Origin of the sequence: Microbulbifer taiwanensis (assembly GCF_014904815.1) — a bacterium.
GTDB lineage: Bacteria > Pseudomonadota > Gammaproteobacteria > Pseudomonadales > Cellvibrionaceae > Microbulbifer > Microbulbifer taiwanensis.
Genome location: NZ_JACZFR010000052.1, coordinates 1 through 19,694, shown reverse-complemented (window position 1 = coordinate 19,694; position 19,694 = coordinate 1). Strand labels below are relative to the sequence as shown.

Here is a 19,694-nt window from a genome sequence, read left to right as displayed (position 1 = left end):
GCATCGATCAATTATTGCGCATGCACCATCCTACGACCTAGGTCTGGAATATCTCCGCGCGAGATGAAATTTGCTCGCAAGGCTCTATAATGCGGGCCGCTTACAAACGAGGGAGAACTATCGTGAAAGCACCTGTTCGTGTTGCTGTTACCGGCGCCGCCGGTCAGATCAGCTATTCGCTGCTGTTCCGTATCGCTTCCGGCGAAATGCTGGGCAAAGATCAACCGGTTATCCTGCAGCTGCTGGAAATCACCCCGGCCCTGGAAGCGCTGAAAGGCGTGGCCATGGAGCTGGAAGACTGCGCCTTCCCGCTGCTGGCGGGCATAGTCCAGTCCGACGACGCCACCGTGGCCTTCAAGGATGCCGAATACGCTCTGCTGGTTGGTGCGCGCCCGCGCGGTCCCGGCATGGAGCGCAAGGACCTGCTGGAAGCCAATGCCGCAATCTTCTCTGCCCAGGGCAAGGCGCTGAACGACGTCGCCTCGCGCAATGTGAAAGTGCTGGTTGTCGGCAACCCGGCCAATACCAACGCGCTGATCGCCCAACGCAATGCACCGGACCTGGATCCGCGCAACTTCACTGCGATGACCCGCCTGGACCACAACCGCGCGCTGTCACAGCTGGCAAACAAGACCGAGTCCAGCGTCAACGACATCACCCATATGACCATCTGGGGCAATCACTCCTCCACCCAGTACCCGGACCTGCACCAGGCGAAGGTCAGTGGTGAAAGTGCGATGGATAAAGTGGCTCAGGACTGGTACGAGAGCGACTTTATCCCCACCGTACAGCAGCGTGGTGCCGCCATCATCAAGGCCCGCGGCGCTTCCTCCGCCGCCTCCGCCGCTAACGCCGCCATCGACCATATGCGCGACTGGGCCCTTGGCACCGCCGATGGCGACTGGACCAGCATGGGCGTGTATAGCGATGGTTCCTACGGTATCCAGGAAGGCCTGATCTACTCCTTCCCCTGCACCTGCAAGAACGGTGACTGGGAAATTGTCCAGGGCGTCGATATCAATGAATTCTCCCGCGGGAAGATGACTGCCACCGAGCAGGAATTGGCGGAAGAGCGCGATGCAGTAGCGCACCTGCTGCCGTAACAATCGCGCGCCGCAAGACATGCGGCCTGTCGACAGGAAACCCGCATCTCGGTGCGGGTTTTTTTGTGCCCTCAAAAAGACGGAAACGCCCCTGACTCCATGCTCCCCGATGTAACTCGAGTGATCTCGCCATAAATGGCCTGGATGTGTGGGCGACCGGCATCCGCACTACACTGAAAAAAAGCACTTCCCGGAACCTTTGTCATGGTCACCGAAGTCGGCCGCACCTCGTATCGCAGTGCCTGCATCCTGCTACAGCCCAACCAATCCCTGTCCCTCTCCGGCAATTTGTGGGTGTTCATCTCGCTGGTCGCCGTATCCTTGGGGATCAGCATTGCTTTCGCACTGGCTGGGGCCTGGATGATTCTGCCATTTGCGAGCCTGGAGCTTCTGCTGTTGGCGGTGCTTTTCGGCTACGTCTACCTGGAGGGCACTCGCCGCGAGGTGATCCGGATCAGCGGTGAACGGGTGGTCCTCGACTGCTGCAGGGGGCATCGGCAGCAGAGTGTGTATCACCGGGAGTTTGCCCGCGACAGCCTGGCGGTGCTGGTACGCATGGGGGGCAGCGCAAGCGAGCCCGCCTCGGTAAGTTTCAGCGGTCCGGAGGGATGTCTGGAGGTGGGAGATTTCCTGACCGATGCCGAGCGGGCCAGCCTGGTGCAGAAGCTCAACGAGTGCGGTATCTGCGCGCGACGGGAGAGGGGCTATCGATTGCAGGAGTTTTGATTCCGGCTATCAGATCCGATAGTGGCGCGAAGTTTTCGCTATAATACGCCGCTCATTTCAGCAGCAGTTTACGGGGGTATCCATGGCCTTTCCCAAGATCGGCAACCTGGCGCCGGTATTTACTCTTAGCAACCAGAATGGCGACAAGGTCTCGCTCAAAGACTTTCGCGACAAGCGCAATGTGGTGCTCTACTTCTATCCCAAAGCACTTACACCCGGTTGTACCACCCAGGCCTGCGGCATTCGCGACAGCGCCGTTGACTTCGACAAGCTGGATACCGTAGTGCTGGGCGTGAGCCCGGACCCGGAAGCCAGGCTGCAGAAGTTTATCGACAAACACGAATTGAATTTTGACCTGCTCGCCGACGAAGAGCACAAAATTGCCGACAAGTATGGCTGTTGGGGCCTGAAGAAATTTATGGGCAAAGAGTATATGGGGCTGCTGCGCACCACCTTCATCATCGACAAGAGTGGTCGCCTGCAGCACATCATCGACAAGGTGAAGACCAAATCCCACCACGACGATGTGTTGAGCTGGATTTCCGAAAACCTGGCCTGATCGCGGTTCAGTCTTCCCAACAGGGGGCGGCAGTGGAGTCGCTCCCGGCACCATTTCCCTCCATTCTTGCGTAAAAATCATCATTTTGTTGCGATAATGGGTACATTCGTACTTATATGGCGCTGAACTGTCTTTTGTGACAGGATCTAAAAAAACTTGCTGTCGCCCCTTGCATTCTTATTTCTTGGTCTATACTGGCTGATGTGAAGGAAAGGTGCGCCGGCGCCAGAGTGGTATCCCTTCGGGACGATGCCGGGGCAGTTAGTGTAAAAAATGTACAGCTCTGTGAAGGATTCGATGTCAGTTTCAGGTGCATCCCCGCACCCGGGTAGTAGCCCGTCCCCCTAGGCTGTGTTGGGGGCAGGTTGAGGCAATAGGGATTCGCAGGAGGCGGACTAGAAAAATAACTGCGGCTCACGGAACTCAAAAGGAGCAGCTCGATGAACCATATTCAACCCGACCAGACTTCGCTCTCAGAAGACAAGCCACTTCAGCAGGCCAGGATATCCGGAGATCCCAATATCCTTGACCAGCTGCTGGCCCCGCCGGAGGCTACCAGCTTTGGTATCGCCGCGCGGGTGATCGATGTACTGGAGCAACGTATCGGCAAGGCGTCCCTGGCCATTCGCCCGGTGGCCTCCGATCTCAGCATGTCCACCCGCACTCTGCAGCGGCGCCTGCAGGAGCACAACCTCAGCTTTGCCTCGTTGCGCGATCATGTCCGTTTCCGCCACGCGGTGCATTTCCTGAAGGACACGGCGCTCAGTGTGGATGGGATTTCGCGAATCCTGGACTTCTCCGACAGAACCAGCTTTACCAGTGCTTTCAAACGCTGGACCGGTATGTCGCCAACCGGATACCGCCGCCAGGTTCGTCAGCGTTTCTGACAGGTTAGATGCGGCTGGCCCCGTTTGGGGCCGGCGCGATGCGTTGCCTCGGCAGGGCAAACCCGTTAGAGTTGGCGGCAATTTTACAAGCTGACTCTTTGAGGATTTGCATGAGCTTTTTTATTCCCTCTGCTGTGGCACAACAGGCTGCTCCTGCGCCGCAGGGTAATCCGATGATAACCCTGCTGATGTTCGCAGGCCTTTTTGCGTTTATGTGGTTCTTTATTATCCGTCCGCAACGCAAGCGCCAGAAGGAGCACCAGGAACTGGTCGGTGCGCTGAAAAAAGGCGATGAAGTGGTCATGACCAGCGGTATGCTGGGGCGGGTGGACAAGGTCGACGACGACTATATCGTGCTGGAGGTCGCCGACAATATGTCGCTCAAGTTCCAGAAGGTGGCGGTTCACGCAATTCTGCCCAAGGGCACCATCAAGAAAATCTGAAGCGCAGCAGCGCTTCGATTAGCGAAAACCCGGCAAACTGCCGGGTTTTTTGTATCGGGATCAATATGGAAATTTCCTATCCACCGCGTATTCAGCTGGCCCGATTGCCGACACCATTGCAGCCCCTTGACCGCATTACGGAGAAATTCTCCACGCCCCACGGTGGGCCGCGTATATGGGTGAAGCGCGATGATCTGACCGAGACAGCCATGTCCGGTAACAAGCTGCGCAAACTGGAATTTGTTGCGGGACAGGCTGTGGCCCAGGGCTGCGACACCCTGATCACCTGTGGTGGCGTGCAGTCCAATCACTGTCGTACCACCGCCCTGGTCGGTGCCCGTCTGGGTATGCGGGTGCAGCTGATCCTGCGCGGTGAGCTGGACGGCATTCCGGACGGCAACCTGCTGGTAGATCAGCTGGCGGGAGCCTCTACCGCTTTTTACCCGCCGCGCCAGTATTTCGAAGAACTGCCGGAGCTCTTCAGCCACTGGCAGGAATTCTATGCCCAGCGCGGCCACAAGGCTTTTCCAATTCCCACCGGTGCCAGCGATGGACTGGGTATCTGGGGCTACATAGCCGCATCAGAAGAGCTGCTGGCGGATTGCAGTGCGCGCGGTTTCGTGCCTGAACATATAGTCTGTGCAACCGGGAGTGGTGGCACCCAGGCCGGGTTGACGTTGGGGTGCCAATTGCTCGCTTCTACCGCGCGGGTCACCGGCTATGCGGTGTGCGATAACGCAGACTACTTCCAGAGCAAGGTGCGCGCGGATGTTCGCCATTGGTCAGCCTTGACCAAAAGTGACATTGATGAAAATACGCTCAATATCAACGTCAACGCCGACTATATTGGCCCCGGTTACGCACTGGCGGAAGAGCCTGTCTACCGAGCCATCGCGGACATCGCCAGCCTGGAAGGGCTACTGCTGGATCCGGTATACACCGGCAAGGCCTTTTTTGGGTTGCTGCAGGAGCTCCACCGGGGCAGTTACCGAGACTGTAAAAACCTGGTATTCGTGCATACCGGCGGTCAATTCGGATTGTTCCCGCACAGGGAAAAGTTCCCTTTTCTTTTGTGAGTGGGGCTATTACTGTTCTACAGTTGCTGAAGCTGCTAACCTGCGCAGCAAATTACAGCAGTAGCTGTATAGAAAACAATCAAACGGGCACCTCTATAAATCGTAGCGAACGGGTGGCTGGTGGGGTCGCCGGAGCGCAGCAAGCGGAGTGTACTTTAGTACATGAGCATGCAAGCACCGCCGGACGCCGCCAGGCGCGCACAGTAGATTTATAGCGGCGCCCAGAAATAATGCAAAGTAGTGGGGGTTAGTTTGGAATCCTTTAATCAACTGCTGTTGTCGCTGGACGGCATGCTCGGCTCAGCACCCTGGTTTCCCTGGGTGTTGTTGGGTGTCGGCTTCTTTTTCACCCTTTACCTGGGCTTTCCGCAATTCCGCTATTTCGGCCACGCGATTAAGATAGTACAGGGCAAATATGACAAGCCCGGCGACCCCGGCGATACCTCCCACTTCCAGGCGCTCTCGACTGCGCTGTCCGGCACTGTGGGTACCGGCAACATCGGCGGTGTGGGTCTGGCGATCTTCCTCGGTGGTCCAGCTGCGCTCTTCTGGATGTGGATGACAGCCTTCCTCGGTATGACGACCAAATTCGTCGAGGTGACCCTCTCGCACAAATACCGTATCAAGGCCGCCGACGGCTATTACGCGGGTGGCCCCATGTTCTATATGGAGCGTCGCCTCAATATGAAATGGCTGGCGGTGCTCTTCGCTATTGCCACGGTGATCAGTTCCTTCGGCACCGGCAGCCTGCCGCAGGTAAACAATATTGCCCAGGCCATGCACGATACCTTCGGCTTGAACAAGGCGCTGACTGGCGGCGTGCTAGCGATCCTGCTGGGCATGGTGATTATTGGTGGTATTACCCGTATCGCCAAGGTTACCTCGACGATAGTCCCGGTCATGGCGGTGCTCTATATCATCGGTGCACTGGCAGTGATCCTCTATAACTACCAGAACATCATTCCTTCTTTCCTCGCTGTATTTGAAAATGCCTTTACCGGTAGTGCTGCGGCCGGTGGATTCCTCGGTGCCAGCTTCGCCTACGCCTTTAACCGCGGCGTCAACCGCGGCCTCTTCTCCAACGAGGCGGGGCAGGGTTCGGCGCCTATTGCGCACGCCGCGGCGCGCGCCGACGAGCCGGTGTCGGAGGGTATGGTCTCCCTGCTCGAGCCGTTTATCGACACCATCATTATCTGCACCCTGACCGGCCTGGTGATTCTGTCCTCCGGTGTCTGGACAGAAAAGCACATGAACAAGTTCGAGCGTGCCGATATGATTGCGGTGGCTGGTAGCTATAACGACCAGCAACCGGAGGATGTGGATGAGCTTTTCAACTTCCTGAGCGGCGGCGAGAGCAGTGTGCAGCCCTACAGCGGATCAGTGGTCGTAGCTGATGGCCAGGCGCTGAACCAGAAGGAATTCACCCTGATTCACGCACGCTCTGTAGCCGAGGATCTCCAGTTCCGTGTGGGCGACGACAATTTCAGTGGCGTGCTGACAGTGGTAGACGGCAACTTTGCCAACCCCAATGTGGATATCTGGGGCAATTCCCTGGTGCACTCGGTCGCACTGACCAACAAGGCCTTCCAGCGTGGTTTCTTTGGTGATTACGGCAGCCTGATTGTTACTCTGGGGATACTGCTGTTCGCCTTTTCCACGGCGATCGCCTGGTCCTATTATGGCGACCGTTCGATGATCTACCTGTTCGGCCCGAGGGCGGTGATGCCCTACCGGTTGGTCTATGTCGTGGCCTTTTTCTGGGCGGCCATTGAGGACACCACAATCATCTGGAACCTGTCTGCTGTGGCGATTGTGATCATGACGCTGCCCAACCTGTTCGGCATTTCCGTGCTGGCGCGGGAGATGAAGGATACGGTGAAGGAGTACTGGAAGGATCCAAGCCATAAGTAAATATGAGCGAGGATTAAAAAAAGGGGCAGCCGATTGGCTGCCCCTTTTTAGTTACTTCAGTTTAAAGTCACGGATTCGCCTGGGCTTCCAGGGTAACTCCAGAGTAAGAGGAGTAACCGCGGATGCTGATATACCAGGTGCCGGACTGGGGGTTGCTGAAGCTGCAGCTTTCATCGTTGCCCCAGCGGTAAGGGCGGCAGTCGTAGTTGCCTGTGGTGGGCTGGGCGCCGTGGCGCACATAGAGATCGCCATCGCCGCTGCCGCCGGACATCTGCACCTCCAGGGAGGACATACCGGAGGATACGTCCAGGGTGAAGTGCTGCCAGGAGCCCTGGCTGCCGGAAAGATTGGTTTCTTCCCAGCCACTGCCGCTGCCACCGCCGTCTTCATCGAAGCTGCCTACCAGGCTGACGCCGGAAAAGCTGCTGTAGGCGCGCACCATGACATAGTAGGTGCCGGCCTGCACGTTGGAGATATCACAGGTCTCACTGTTGCCGCTGCGGTATGGACGGCAGTCGTAGCTGGAAGTGGTCGGCGCGGAACCGAAACGCACATAGAGATCCGCGTCACCGCTGCCACCGGAGATCTGGAAGCTCAGGTTGCTGGCGCCGGCGGGCACCTCCAGGGTGTAGTGGATTTCATCGCCGGTGCTGCCAGACAGGCCGGTTTCAGCCACGCCGTTCTCCAGTTCACCGCCACCGGGATTGCCGCCTCCGTCACAGTTGGCAGTGGATACGCCCACTGTGTCGAAGGCCGAGGTTACTGCGGCCAGGTCGTAGCTCAGGTCTTCGGTGGCTGAAACCACGCCGCAGGCGCCGTGGGTAAAGTTCGAAGTCGAGTTCCAATACATCTGGTTCGCGAGCACGAAGATATCGAAGGCCTTGTGAGTGTCCCAGCCGCTGCTATTGGCGATCAGGTAGAAGGCGCGATTGAAGACGCCGGAGCTGTAGTGCACGTCCATGCCCGAGTAGTAGTCAGAGGCGTGGCCGATGGACCTGCCGTCGAGAGTCGGATCCTCCATATAGCGCAGGGCGCCGCTGGCCTTGTAGATATCCGCACCTACCAGCCAGTCGTTGCTGCCGCGCATATAGAATTCGGCCGCCTCACCGGCGATATCAGAGAAGGCCTCATTGATACCGCCGGACTGACCGGAGTACTGGAGATTGGAGTTCTGCTCGGTGAAGCCGTGGCTGACTTCGTGGGAAGAGACATCCAGGCTGACCAGTGGGTGGAAGGTGCTGCCGCCATCGCCGAAAGTCATCTGGCTGCCATCCCAGAAGGCATTTTCGTAGTTGTTGCTGTAGTGCACACGCATGCGCAGCTTCTGCGTCAGGGGCGCCGTGCTGTACCAGTCGTTGTACATGTTGAAGACGACATTGCCGAAGAAGTGGGCGTCATTCAGCGGTGAGTAGGCACCGTTGATCGTCTTGTGGTCGTTGTACGGGCAGGTGAACTGGAAAACACTGCCGCCGCTGGTGCCGTGGTTCAGGTTCACCGTTTCCACGTTGGCGGTGTCCATACGGCAGTTGTTGTCGACAGTCATTGCCGGGTAGTCGGTGCCGTACTCGTAGCGGCCGGTCTTCTGGTTGCCGCCGGGGCCCGTGGCGTCCTGGGCGTGGGCGATGCCATCCCAGTGCTCCAGTACCTCGCCGGTCATGGCGTCGATAAAGTAGAAGGGGCGGGACGGCTCGTCGCCGTACTCGACCCAGTTCACCAGGTAGGCCAGGCGCGCGCGGTCCTGCTTATCCACATGGATGTAGAGTTGCTGCTGCTGGTTCTTCGCCGCCAGTTTCAGGGCGGGAAGCGAGAGGGCGCCGCTAATCAGTCCCTGTTGGGCGCGCTGGTTGACCAGATGGCCCATGGCCCTGTCGAGGGCGTTGTCGGCTTTTATGGAGGCGCGAATTGATGGCACCTCGAGGGTGAGGCCCGTCAGTACATCCCCCTGTACCTGGGCGGCTACCCCCTGGCCCCTGCTGGTAATTGTCTCTCCCCAGACCGGAATACCCTTATGGGTCTGCCGGTAGCGCGAGATGACCTTGCCGTTCGGCAGGGTGCGCGAGCGCACCTGCTCCAGTGCGATATCCGATCCCGCGACCGCGGTGAGTGCCTGGGGCGAAAGCATGTCCGGGGTCGCCGGAACGCGATCTGCCGCCTGGGCACTGACCGCCACAGCCAGTGTAAGTCCTACTAGATGCTTCATTGCATTTGATTCCTTTATTGCTTTTATGAAATGCCGACCGCGTATCGACGAGGGATCGCCTCTACACAGGGGCCGCGACAATGGCGGCAACCGTGTCGGTACAGGCCGGTAATTGCTTTGAATGGTCAGACTGCAGAAGATCACCGGAGCGCCCGGGAGGGACCGTTGATACGGAATGGGCGCGCCGCTTTCTCAAACCGGATGTCCGGGGTTACCGGACGTATTTGAGAGTACAGGCTGTACTCATACAGGCAATAAAGTGGGGATGGAAAACTTTATTAATTGAATTATTTTGATTGAGTTTGCGCTATTTATCACAAAGATAAGATGCGCATCCTAATCAACTGGTACCTTTGAGTGAGTTTGGTAACGCTTTACGGACACAAAAAAGCCCCGATAGCGGGGCCGAAACTTGCGTTTGCAAAGCGTCACTTTGCACGTGGACCGCCGACCCGCCGGGGCCGGGGCCGGGGACAGATTGAATGCAATGGTGTGGCGCCAGGGATGGCGAGTAGAGAGTCAATTACCCGCAATCGTGAGGCCGGCAACACAGTCTATACATTCAGCAACAGGTACTCCCGTTCCCAGGAGCTGATTACCCGGTTGAACTCCTCGTATTCGTCGCGCTTGATGGCGCTCCAGGCGCGTACAAACTTCTCGCCAAACATCTCTGCGGCCTCGTCACATTCCAGCAGCAGGCTGAGTGCGTGTTCCTGGGTGCGGGGCAGGGTGATTGGCTCCTCCGAGCAGTCCCCTTTATAGGGCTCGCTGGGTTTTATCTTGTTGACTATGCCCAGGTAACCGCAGGCGAGGGAGGTGGCGATTGCCAGATAGGGGTTGCAATCGGCTCCCGGAAAGCGGTTCTCCAGGCGCTTCGCCTGTGGGGAGCTGTCCGGTACGCGCAATCCTGTAGTGCGGTTGTCGTAGCCCCAGTGCAGGCTCGTCGGTGCGGCAATTTCCGGCGTAAAACGGCGATAGGAGTTTACATTCGGGGCAAAGAAACTGATGAAACCCGGAATATATTCCTGCATGCCGCCAATAAAATGCATGAAGGTCTCATTCTCGCGCCCGTCGTCATCGACAAAAATATTCTTGCCGGTTTTCGCATCGACGACGCTCTGGTGAATATGCAGCGCGCTGCCCGGCTCGTCTTCCATCGGCTTGGCCATAAAGGTGGCGTAGATGCCGTGGCGCAGCGCCGTTTCGCGCACGGTGCGCTTGAAGGTAAACACCTGATCGGCGAGCTTGAGCGGATCACCGTGCAGGAAGTTGATTTCCATCTGCGCAGTACCCGACTCGTGAATCAGCGTGTCCACGTCCAGGCCCTGGGCTTCGCTGAAATCGTACATATCCTCGATGATCGGCTCGTACTCGTTGGCTGCATCGATACTGTAGGATTGGCGTGTTTTCTCCGTGCGCCCGGAGCGGCCGACAGGAGCGGAAAGTTTCTCGTCCGGATCCAGGTTGCGCTTGACCAGGTAGAACTCCACTTCCGGCGCCACAATCGGCTTCCAGCCCATGGCTTCGTACTTTTCCAGCACAAACTTGAGGATGTTGCGCGTGCTGATCGGGTGGGGCTTGCCGTCGCGGGTATAGCAGTCGTGGATGATCTGCGCCGTGGGTTCGTTGGCCCAGGGGTTCAGCCGTATGGAGTCAGGGTCGGGCACCAGCAGCATGTCGGTATCGGCCGGATCCACCAGCTCATTGTGTTCGTCGACATAGTCACCGGTCACCGTCTGCACCAGAATACTCTCGGGCAGGCGACTGTCCTCGGTCAGGAACTTGTCCGTGGGGGTAAATTTGCCCCGCGCATTGCCGGACATATCGGGCACCAGACACTCCACTTCGGAAATATCGTGTTCTGCGAGCCACTTTGTAATCTTGTCCATTTTGCACCTTGATCGGATGATCTTCCCCGTTTGGGTTGCATTAGTATACGCCCGGAGCCAACGCCGATGAGGCTGTGCCGTGCGATCGCGCTCAGTGCGGATCGCCCAGCTGCGCCGGGCCGAGTAGCGATCGAGTGCGCTCACTCGATCGCGGGCTTTGATTATGGCAAGAAACCGAATTATCATTCAATATAAATTGAATAATCGTTCGGTTTTTTCCGAGCCGTCGGCCCCCGAGGGCTTATCTGGAGAAGAATCTATGACTGCCAATGGCACTGTAAATAAACTGAAGGGCCACATCGACTCCTACTATGCGGCGAGCGCAAACCCGGCGCCCGTATACCCGGTGCTCGAGGGCTCGGTCGAGGCGGATGTCTGCGTGATCGGCGCCGGCTATACGGGACTGTCCTCGGCGCTGCACCTGGCCGAGCGTGGCTACAAGGTGGTGGTGCTGGAGGCGGAACGGGTCGGCTGGGGTGCCTCGGGCCGCAACGGCGGCCACGTCGGGGTAGGGCAGCGCAAGGGGCAGGAGGATCTGGAAAAGATGCTCGGCCTGGATACCGCAAAGCAGCTCTGGGATATGGGCGTAGAGGCGGTACAGCTGGTCGAGGACCTGATCCGCAAGCACGATATCCAGTGCGATTTGAAGCGCGGCATCATGCACCTGGCGGCCAAGCGCAGCCACAATGCCGACCTCAGGGAGGAGGCCGAATTGCTGCGGGATCGCTATGGATACGAGGAAATCCGCTACGCAGAGGAGGATGAAGTCCGGAGTCTGGTCGGGTCCGAGCGCTATTTCGGTGCGCAGAAAGACAGCGCCCCGCTGCACCTGCATCCATTGAACTTCGCCCTGGGGCCCGCCGCGGCCGCGGCCGCGGCCGGTGTCGAGTTTTTCGAGTACAGTCGCGTCACCAGGTACAGCGGTGGCTCTCCCTGTGTCGTCGAGACGGCAAAGGGGGAGGTGAAGGCCAGGAATGTCGTGCTCGCCTGCAATGGCTACCTGGGGAATCTGGAGCCGCGTATGGCGGGCAAGATAATGCCCATCAACAACTTTGTGCTGGCCACTGAGCCGCTGCCTGATGCCCTGGCAAAAGAACTGATCGCCAATGACTACGCGCTGCAGGACACCCTGTTCGTAATCGACTATTGGAAGCTGTCCGGCGACAACCGCCTGATCTTCGGCGGCGGTGAAAACTACACTTCGCGCTTCCCCCAGGATATCCGCAGTTTCGTGCGCAAATACATGCTTCGTGTCTACCCCCAACTGGCGGACACGCGGATCGAGTACGGGTGGGGCGGCACCCTCGCCATCACCATGAACCGCATGCCGCACCTGGGGCGCCTGGAGCCCAATGTCTTCTATAGCCAGGGCTACTCCGGCCACGGTGTGCCCACCGCCACCTTTGCCGGCAAGCTGATTGCGGAGGTGGTTTCCGGCACCGAAGAGCGTTTCGATATACTGGCGCAAATTCCGACGCCGACATTCCCCGGTGGCACACTGCTGCGCTGGCCCGGCCTGGTGACGGGCATGCTCTACTACAGCCTCAAGGACAAGCTGGGCAGCTGATTGCTGCCCCTGTCAGGAGGGGTGTAACGGCAGGAATTAGGAGAAGAATTTCATATTTGAATAATTGTTCGGTTTGTGGGATAACTGATCTACCAGTTCACTCGCTGGGGTGATGCCATCAGCCGTATCGGATGAGCAACCTCGATAAAAATAAACGACGGGGGCGACCATGCCTGGATCAACGAAAACACTGCATAGCAACAGACACGCGCTGGCCTCGGCCATAGGGGCGGCGGTTATCGCCGTCAGCACCGGTGCTTCGGCAGCGGAAATCGAAGAGGTGACGGTGACCGCGCAGATGCGGGCCGAATCCCTCAAGGACGTGCCCATGGCCGTGAGCGCTTTTACCGGCGATACGGTCAAGAACAGTAACCTGAACGATTTCAAGGACCTGTTCGCGCTCACACCGGGCGTTTCCGGCGAGACCAGCGACTCATTCTTCGATTCTGTCTCCGTGCGCGGCGTCAACAACAACAGCTTCGGTAGCGGCAGCGACCCGGCCCTGGGGGTCTTCCTGGACGGCGTCTACCAGAGTCGCGCCGGCGCCACGCCGAGCATGTACGACCTGGAGCGAGTCGAGGTGGTCAAAGGGCCGCAGGGCACCCTGTTCGGTCGCAACACCGCCTCCGGCGCCATCTCCATGGTCTCCCGCAAACCCGGCGACAGCTTCGCCGGTGAAGTTTCCGTGGGCGCCGGCCAGTTCGGTCGCCAGGACTTCGAGGGCAGCCTGGATATGCCCCTGAGTGAGAATCTGGCGGTGCGCATCGCCGGCATACACCAGCGGGAAGACGGCCGTGTGGAGAACCTGGCCGGCGGCCGCGACCTGGGTGCCAGCGAGTCCGATGCCATGCGCTTCACCGCCGTTTACGATGGCTTCGAGAGCACCACTGTCACCCTGATGGCCCAGTATGAGGACCGGGTCAGCGACGGCACCATCTACCGGGCGCTGGATACCGATGGTGATTACGATCAGGTATACAACGACGTGCAGGGGCTGGATGAGTCCGAGATAGGCGACGTCATCCTGACCGTTGAACACGACTTGGCCGGCGGCAGCACCCTGACCTCCATCACCGGCTACAAGACCCACAACTACACCTATATCGAGGATTTCGACGGTACCGCGAACCCGGTCGACGTTTTTGTGCGCGATCAGTCCGGTGACTTCTTCAGCCAGGAGTTCCGCCTGACTTCCAACAACAGCGGCATGTTCAACTATGTCCTCGGCGCCTCCTACTACCAGGAGGATATCGATGCCTTCTTTGCCGGTATCGATGACGAGAACTTTATTTGCTCCGGTGTGATGGCGGTGGACTACGAGCTGGATGTGAACCCAGCGGCCAGCTGTGCCGAGCTGGCGCTGGCCTATCCGGACGATATGGATGACGCCTTCGGCACCGGCGGGGATCCCTGGGAGTATGCACCGGGCCAGCTGTCCATTGAGGCGGCGGATACCATTGGCGAATACTCCGGCTGGGGCGTCTTCGCCAATACCACCTTCGACTTTACCGATTCCACCAGCCTGGGCCTGGGCATTCGCTACACCCAGGACAATAAGACCTATACGGTCGATTCCCCCTGGCCGGATACCTGGACAGCAGGCTGGAACTACCAGGCGATGTTCACCGATGGCCCCATCACCGGTGACGATACCTGGAGCAATGTCTCCGGTCGCGCGACCCTGACCCATCACTTCAACGACGCCATTACCGGTTACGCCAGCGTCGCCACCGGCTATAAGTCCGGTGGCTTCGACTACTTGACTTACCGGGTTACCGACCCCGCCTTTGGCGAGGACAGTGAAGCCTGGCTGGAGGAGTACGAGTGGACAGTGGATGCCAGCAACGGCGAGCCCAACAGCTTTGACGAAGAGAGTGTGCTCTCCTACGAGCTGGGCCTGAAGGCGCGCCTGCTGGACAATCGCCTGGCACTGAACGCAGCCGCTTTCCAGTACACCTACGAGGACCTGCAGCAGGCTTTCTTTATCGGTGCTGCCGCGGTAACCCGCAACGTGGGCGAGTCCCAGGGCCAGGGTCTGGAGCTGGACGCCCGCTGGCTGATCACCGACAACCTGGATCTGTATCTGGGCATGGCCTGGCTGGATACCGAGTTCACCGGCGCGCCGGCGGAGCTGTGCGAGGCCTGCGACGGCAATGAGATGGCATTTTCGCCGAATTTCTCCTCCGCCACAGTGCTGACCTATCACCAGGCTACCGGACTGGGTGAACTCACTTACTCGGCCGAATACACCTTTACCGGTGAGCAGTTCTCCGAATTGGAAAATTCTGAGGACGTAAAGCTGGGCAGCCGCGATGTCGTCAACCTGCGGGTTGCGCTGACATCTGCCGACGACAGCTGGACCGCCGGTGTCTATGCGGAAAACCTGTTCAACGAGGAGTACTACAGCTGGGGTTACACCGAGGCGCTGTACAACCTGCCGGCCACGAAAACGGATCCGTCCCGCGGTCGCGTGCGGGGTGACAACCTGAGCTATCGTTTCTGATTTCGACCACCTCACAGGATGGACCCTGGAAGCCGGCGCCCTGCGCCGGTTTTTTGTATCTGAAGGCGGAAGCCGTCGTGCGCCCAATTGGTGGTAAACTGGCGCCAGATCAAAATAGGGAAGTGACCTTGTCCAACGCCGAACAGAGAAAACGCAAAAGCCAGCTGACCCCGCGCCGCGAGCCGGTGCAGGCCCGCGCCCGGGAGCGGGCGCGGCAGATTCTCGATACCACCGGGCGCCTGCTCGAGGAAGTGGGCCTCAACGACCTGACCACCATCCTGATTGCCAAGGAGCTGGGGGTTTCGGTGGGATCCCTGTACCACTATTTTCCCAACAAACACGCCATCCTTTACGCGATGGGCGAGCAGTGGCTGTCCAGCATGACTGTCGCACTGGAGGAGCTGGAGCAGCAGGACCTGGAAAATCTTGACCTGCAGCAGTTTCTCGCCGAACTGCTGGATCGCCTGGTGGCGGTCTACCGCGAACAGCGCGGCCTGCTGCCCCTGGTGCAGGCAATGTGGGGCATCCCGGAATTGCACGAGCTGGATGAGCGCCATGACGAGCTGCTTATCAGCCACCTGAGCGCCATGTACAAGCGCCTTGGCTTCGTCTGCCCCCCCAATGAAATGAACCGCCTGGCCCGCGCTACCCTGGAGACCTGCCATGCGCTCTTCCTGGTCATCGTGAACCAGGCCGGCGTGCGCTCCGACCGTACCCGCGAGGACCTGCAGCAGATGCTGTTCACCATGCTGAACGCGCATCGGGGCGAGGCGCGCCCCGCCGGTCTCGACGATGTGGAGGCCCCCTGATGGCCGGTCGTCAGGACAGGCTGGTGATCGCCATCTCCTCGCGGGCGCTGTTCAACCTGCAGGACAGCCACCGTGTTTTCGAGGAGCAGGGGCTGGAGGCCTTTTCCAGCTACCAGGTAGAGCGCGAAAACGACGTGTTGGAGAAAGGCGATGCTTTCCCGCTGGTGGAGAAATTCCTGCAGATCAATCAGCGTCTCGAGGGCGATCCGCGGGTCGAAGTCATCCTGCTGTCCCGCAACAGCGCCGACACCGGCCTGCGGGTGTTCAACTCCATCGAGCACTACGGTCTGGATATTTCCCGTGCGGCCTTCTGCAACGGCGATAGCCCCTACCGTTATATTGCGCCCTTCGGCTGCCATCTGTTCCTGTCCACCGACGGGCTGGACGTGCGCCGCGCGCTGGAGCAGGGGATCGCCGCAGCGACCCTGGTCGCGGGCGGCGCCAGGCAGCGCGATGACGACACCCTGCGTTTCGCCTTTGACGGCGATGCGGTGATCTTCTCCGACGAGGCGGAACAAATCTTCAAGCGCGACGGCCTGGCCGCCTTTGCCGCCGCCGAGCGCGCCTCGGCCCAGAAACCCCTCGGCGGCGGTCCATTCAAGGGGTTTCTCGAGGCCCTGCAAAAACTGCAGGCGGAATTCGGCGCGGACAGCTGCCCGATTCGCACGGCCCTGGTGACCGCGCGTTCGGCGCCTGCCCACGAGCGCGTGATCCGCACCCTGCGCGCTTGGAATATCCGTATCGATGAATCGGTTTTCCTGGGCGGCCTGCCCAAGGGCGAGTTCCTGCGTGCCTTCGGTGCCGATGTCTTCTTCGACGACCAGCCCAGCCACTGTGCCTCCGCGGCCGAGCATGTGGCTACCGGTCATGTGCCGCACGGGGTGGCCAACGAGGTGGAGTAGGGCTCGTTAACGACGGCTCTGTTAAGTTGTTCTTCCCTCGTAGGGTGGGCAAAGGAGCGCAGCGACGAGCCCATCTTCCGCGGCGCCTTGATGGGCTCGCTGCGCTTTGCCCAGCCTACAAAAATGCCCTGTCGACAAACTCCGGATCGTACTGCCGGATATAGGCTTCCAGGGTCTGGTGGCTTTCCAGCTGGAATTGCTGTCCTGTCGGTTTCAGGTCGAGAATACGGTCGAGGCGGAACATCCGGTGGTCGTCGCGCAGTCGGCACCAGGCCACCAGTGTCCAGGCCGCGCCCCAGTAGATAAGCCCCAGGGGGTTTCCCTCCCGCTGGGTCGGATTTCCCTGTTCGTCGCGGTAATCCAGCCACAGTGTCTGGCGGTCCTTGATGGCACGGCGAATTATTCCGCTGTACCTGGCCTTCTCCCGGCGCTGTGTGTCCGGCACCAGGAAGGTGGCCCGCTGCCGCTCCTGCTCCTGCAGCATCTTGTCCGGCAGTACAGAGCGTATCTTGTGCAGTGCCGAATCCGCGGCGCTGCCCATATCCTCGTCGCCCCAGCCCTGCACCATGCGCACGCCCAACAGCAGGGCCTCGATCTCATCTTCGGTAAACATCAGGGGCGGGACAAAGGACCCCCTGCCGAGCCGGTAGCCGACACCGGCCTCGCCGTCGATGGGTACGCCGGAAAGGGTCAGGGACTGGATATCCCGGTAGAGAGTGCGCTCGGATACGCCCAGGCGCTCTGCCAGGGCGCGGGCAGTAACCGCCGTGCGGCGGGCGCGGAGCAGCGTCAGTAGTTGTAGCAGTCGTTCGGATTTATTCATTGCAGTGGCGGCTGGTGTTTTCCCGGGACCATACCGGAACGGCGGGTCCCGGGGTAGCCATAAGGAGTCAGGCGGGGTGGCCGGCCATACTCTCGTCCCAATGCATGACCTCTATCTTGTGCCCGTCCAGGTCGCGCACAAAGCAACCGTAGTAGGCATCGCCGTACAGGGGGCGCGGACCCGGCTCGCCATCGGGCAGGGCGCCGGCGCGAATGGCCGCGCTGTAAAATTCATCCACCAGCCCGGTGCTCTCGGCCAGGAAGGCAAAATGGGTGCCATTGCCAGCGCTCGCCTGCTTGCCGTCGCAGGGCGGGTGCACCCAGAACTCCGGGAATGCCTTGCCGTAGGCGACGGCCTCTGGCCAATCGAGCAGCCGCTTTACGCCAAGGGTGGCGAGCACCTGGTCGTAGAAGGCGATGGCCTCGTCGAAACGATTGGTGCCGATGGATACGTGGCTCATGATCGAAGGATTTTCATTGTGCGACATATTGCCGTCTCCGGTAGTGAATCAATGGAGCCAGATTAGCCGCGGATGCTGTCAGTTTGTGTCAGGAGGAAGCGGGCAGGTGAATTAATTTTCTTCCGGTTGGCTCCCCGATGGTTTCACTGCTATTCTTTTCCCGCATAAACTTAGACGGTTTTTATAACTATCGGGGTATCCGCGGAGCTTGTGTCGCGGGCACAGCACTCTAGGGAGCAGGGAGAATCTATGAAGCTGCAGCAGTTGCGCTATATCTGGGAAGTGGCCCATCACGACCTCAATGTTTCTGCAACAGCACAGAGTCTCTATACCTCGCAGCCGGGAATCAGCAAGCAGATCCGCCTGCTGGAAGACGAGCTGGGTGTGGAAATCTTCGCCCGTAGCGGCAAGCACCTGACACGGGTGACACCCGCCGGGGAGGCGATTCTCAAGACCGCCGGCGAAATTATGCGCAAGGTGGAGAATATCAAGCAGGTTGCGCAGGAGTTCAGCAACGACAAGAAGGGCAGCCTGGCCATCGCCACCACCCACACCCAGGCGCGCTACGCGCTGCCACCGGTGATCAAGTCCTTTATTGCCCGCTACCCGGAGGTGTCCCTGCATATGCACCAGGGCACACCGATGCAGATTTCCGAGATGGCCGCCGACGGCACCGCGGATTTCGCTATTGCCACCGAGGCGCTGGAGCTGTTCAGTGACCTGGTGATGATGCCGGTGTACCGCTGGAACCGCTGCCTGCTGGTGCCCAGGGATCACCCTCTGTGCCAGATGAGCAAGCTGGAACTGGAAGAGGTGGCCAAATACCCGATTGTCACCTATGTGTTTGGTTTTACCGGGCGCTCCAAGCTGGACGAGGCCTTCCTGGAAAAGGGCCTGTCGCCGAAAGTGGTGTTCACCGCTGCGGATGCGGATGTGATCAAGACCTATGTGCGCCTGGGGCTGGGTATCGGCATTGTCGCGGATATGGCCGTCGACGAAGAGGACGAGGACCTGGTGGCCCTGGATGCCAGCGAGCTGTTCGAGTCCAGTGTAACCAAGATCGGCTTCCGCAAGGGTATCTTCCTGCGCGGCTTCATGTATGAGTTTATTCAGCAGTTTGCCCCGCACCTGACCCGCGAGCTGGTGGACCAGGCGGCCCATGCGGCGTCCCGGGCGGAGGTGGATGAGCTGTTTGCCGGGCTGGAGCTGCCGGTCTACTGAGGCGAAACCCCACCTCAATAAAAAACGCGGCCCGGAGCTGCGTTTTTTTAATTTTTGCAGGAAGAACAGATCACCTGTTCCGACTCGCTGATTTACTTCTGCAGTACTTCCTTGACGAACTTGAAATAGACGGTGTAGATCTCCGGGGCCTGCCCCTCACGCTCCACCAGGAAGAAGGGCGCGCGCTCGACATTGAACTCGCGGGCTATCTGCATTCCCGGACTGTCGTCGTCGCGCACATCGGCGATCAGAGTCTGGTCGATAAAGCGCAGCTGATCGTTGTCCTCCAGCTTCTGCTGTACGTCGCGGCATTTGGCACAGGGGGAGCCGTCGGCGAGTATCTTCTTGACCAGAGTAATTTTCACAGCAAATCCCTATCTCTATTCCATCGGAGAACCTGAGGGCTCTCCCGAATGGCGCAGAATCTACCAAAGTGCCTAATAACTTTGAAATATCAATAGCGGATAGGTTTATAACTATTTAACAGAGAGTTGCCTTTTGTAGGAGCGGCGGGGCGGCCATCCGCTCCTACAGGGTGCAGTCGTCATTCCGGGGGAGGCCGGGATCCAGGTGCCACCGCACTGGATAGCGGGCTTCGCCGGTATGACGGGACAA

General features: G+C 59.3%; 17 protein-coding genes. 12 read left to right on the top strand and 5 right to left on the bottom strand.

Going from position 1 to position 19,694, the window contains the following annotated elements:
- Positions 1-122: 122 nt before the first annotated feature.
- The 7 genes from IG627_RS17220 to IG627_RS17190 all read left to right on the top strand — a co-directional run bounded on the left by IG627_RS17220 (position 123) and on the right by IG627_RS17190 (position 6,705).
- Positions 123-1,103, top strand: coding sequence for a malate dehydrogenase (locus IG627_RS17220; protein ID WP_193193920.1), 981 nt, complete (start codon positions 123-125; stop codon positions 1,101-1,103).
- 204 nt (positions 1,104-1,307) lie between these two features.
- A complete protein-coding gene (locus IG627_RS17215; RefSeq protein WP_193193918.1) occupies positions 1,308-1,829 on the top strand; it encodes a DUF2244 domain-containing protein in 522 nt (173 codons plus the stop codon).
- Between the two features lie 82 nt (positions 1,830-1,911).
- Positions 1,912-2,388: a thioredoxin-dependent thiol peroxidase gene (bcp, locus tag IG627_RS17210; RefSeq protein WP_193193916.1), complete on the top strand. Its 477-nt coding sequence runs from the start codon at positions 1,912-1,914 to the stop codon at positions 2,386-2,388.
- A 440-nt stretch (positions 2,389-2,828) separates the two neighbouring features.
- Entirely contained in the window at positions 2,829-3,275 is a 447-nt protein-coding gene (locus IG627_RS17205; RefSeq protein ID WP_073270827.1) for a helix-turn-helix domain-containing protein, read from the top strand.
- A gap of 110 nt (positions 3,276-3,385) precedes the next feature.
- Positions 3,386-3,718 carry a preprotein translocase subunit YajC gene (yajC, locus tag IG627_RS17200; protein WP_193193914.1) on the top strand — a complete coding sequence of 111 codons (333 nt, stop codon included), beginning with the start codon at positions 3,386-3,388 and terminating at the stop codon, positions 3,716-3,718.
- Positions 3,719-3,783: 65 nt separating this feature from the next.
- Positions 3,784-4,794, top strand: a complete 1,011-nt coding sequence (locus IG627_RS17195; protein ID WP_193193911.1) for a D-cysteine desulfhydrase family protein — start codon at positions 3,784-3,786, stop codon at positions 4,792-4,794.
- 252 nt (positions 4,795-5,046) lie between these two features.
- Entirely contained in the window at positions 5,047-6,705 is a 1,659-nt protein-coding gene (locus tag IG627_RS17190; protein WP_193193909.1) for an alanine/glycine:cation symporter family protein, read from the top strand.
- 67 nt (positions 6,706-6,772) lie between these two features.
- Here the strand turns inward: IG627_RS17190 and IG627_RS17185 are convergent, their stop codons facing one another.
- Together IG627_RS17185 and IG627_RS17180 are read right to left on the bottom strand one after the other, a co-directional pair.
- Entirely contained in the window at positions 6,773-8,905 is a 2,133-nt protein-coding gene (locus tag IG627_RS17185; protein ID WP_193193907.1) for a M4 family metallopeptidase, read from the bottom strand.
- 554 nt (positions 8,906-9,459) lie between these two features.
- Entirely contained in the window at positions 9,460-10,794 is a 1,335-nt protein-coding gene (locus IG627_RS17180) for a glutamine synthetase family protein (RefSeq protein WP_193193905.1), read from the bottom strand.
- 259 nt (positions 10,795-11,053) lie between these two features.
- Between IG627_RS17180 and IG627_RS17175 the strand changes: the two genes are divergently transcribed.
- The 4 genes from IG627_RS17175 (at position 11,054) to IG627_RS17160 (ending at position 16,575) form a co-directional block, all read left to right on the top strand.
- Positions 11,054-12,361, top strand: a complete 1,308-nt coding sequence (locus tag IG627_RS17175) for an NAD(P)/FAD-dependent oxidoreductase (RefSeq protein ID WP_193193903.1) — start codon at positions 11,054-11,056, stop codon at positions 12,359-12,361.
- A 169-nt stretch (positions 12,362-12,530) separates the two neighbouring features.
- The gene (locus IG627_RS17170; RefSeq protein WP_193193901.1) at positions 12,531-14,864 is read left to right on the top strand and encodes a TonB-dependent receptor; all 2,334 of its coding nucleotides are present in this window, start codon (positions 12,531-12,533) and stop codon (positions 14,862-14,864) included.
- Positions 14,865-14,992: 128 nt separating this feature from the next.
- Positions 14,993-15,673, top strand: a complete 681-nt coding sequence (locus tag IG627_RS17165; protein WP_226865362.1) for a TetR/AcrR family transcriptional regulator — start codon at positions 14,993-14,995, stop codon at positions 15,671-15,673.
- Positions 15,673-16,575, top strand: a complete 903-nt coding sequence (locus IG627_RS17160) for a 5'-nucleotidase (RefSeq protein ID WP_193193897.1) — start codon at positions 15,673-15,675, stop codon at positions 16,573-16,575. Before IG627_RS17165 ends, IG627_RS17160 begins: the two co-directional genes overlap by 1 nt.
- Positions 16,576-16,690: 115 nt before the next feature.
- On the opposite strand, the gene IG627_RS17155 is transcribed toward IG627_RS17160, so the two are convergent.
- Both IG627_RS17155 and IG627_RS17150 read right to left on the bottom strand, forming a co-directional pair.
- Positions 16,691-17,398 (bottom strand): helix-turn-helix transcriptional regulator, encoded by a 708-nt coding sequence (locus tag IG627_RS17155; protein ID WP_193193895.1) that lies wholly within the window; start codon positions 17,396-17,398, stop codon positions 16,691-16,693.
- Positions 17,399-17,465: 67 nt separating this feature from the next.
- Positions 17,466-17,885 (bottom strand): VOC family protein, encoded by a 420-nt coding sequence (locus IG627_RS17150; protein ID WP_193193893.1) that lies wholly within the window; start codon positions 17,883-17,885, stop codon positions 17,466-17,468.
- Between the two features lie 222 nt (positions 17,886-18,107).
- Here IG627_RS17150 and cysB point away from each other — a divergent pair, with 222 nt between their 5' ends.
- Positions 18,108-19,079: an HTH-type transcriptional regulator CysB gene (gene cysB, locus IG627_RS17145; protein ID WP_193193891.1), complete on the top strand. Its 972-nt coding sequence runs from the start codon at positions 18,108-18,110 to the stop codon at positions 19,077-19,079.
- A gap of 92 nt (positions 19,080-19,171) precedes the next feature.
- Here the strand turns inward: cysB and IG627_RS17140 are convergent, their stop codons facing one another.
- Positions 19,172-19,444 (bottom strand): hypothetical protein, encoded by a 273-nt coding sequence (locus IG627_RS17140; RefSeq protein WP_193193889.1) that lies wholly within the window; start codon positions 19,442-19,444, stop codon positions 19,172-19,174.
- Positions 19,445-19,694 lie beyond the last annotated feature (250 nt).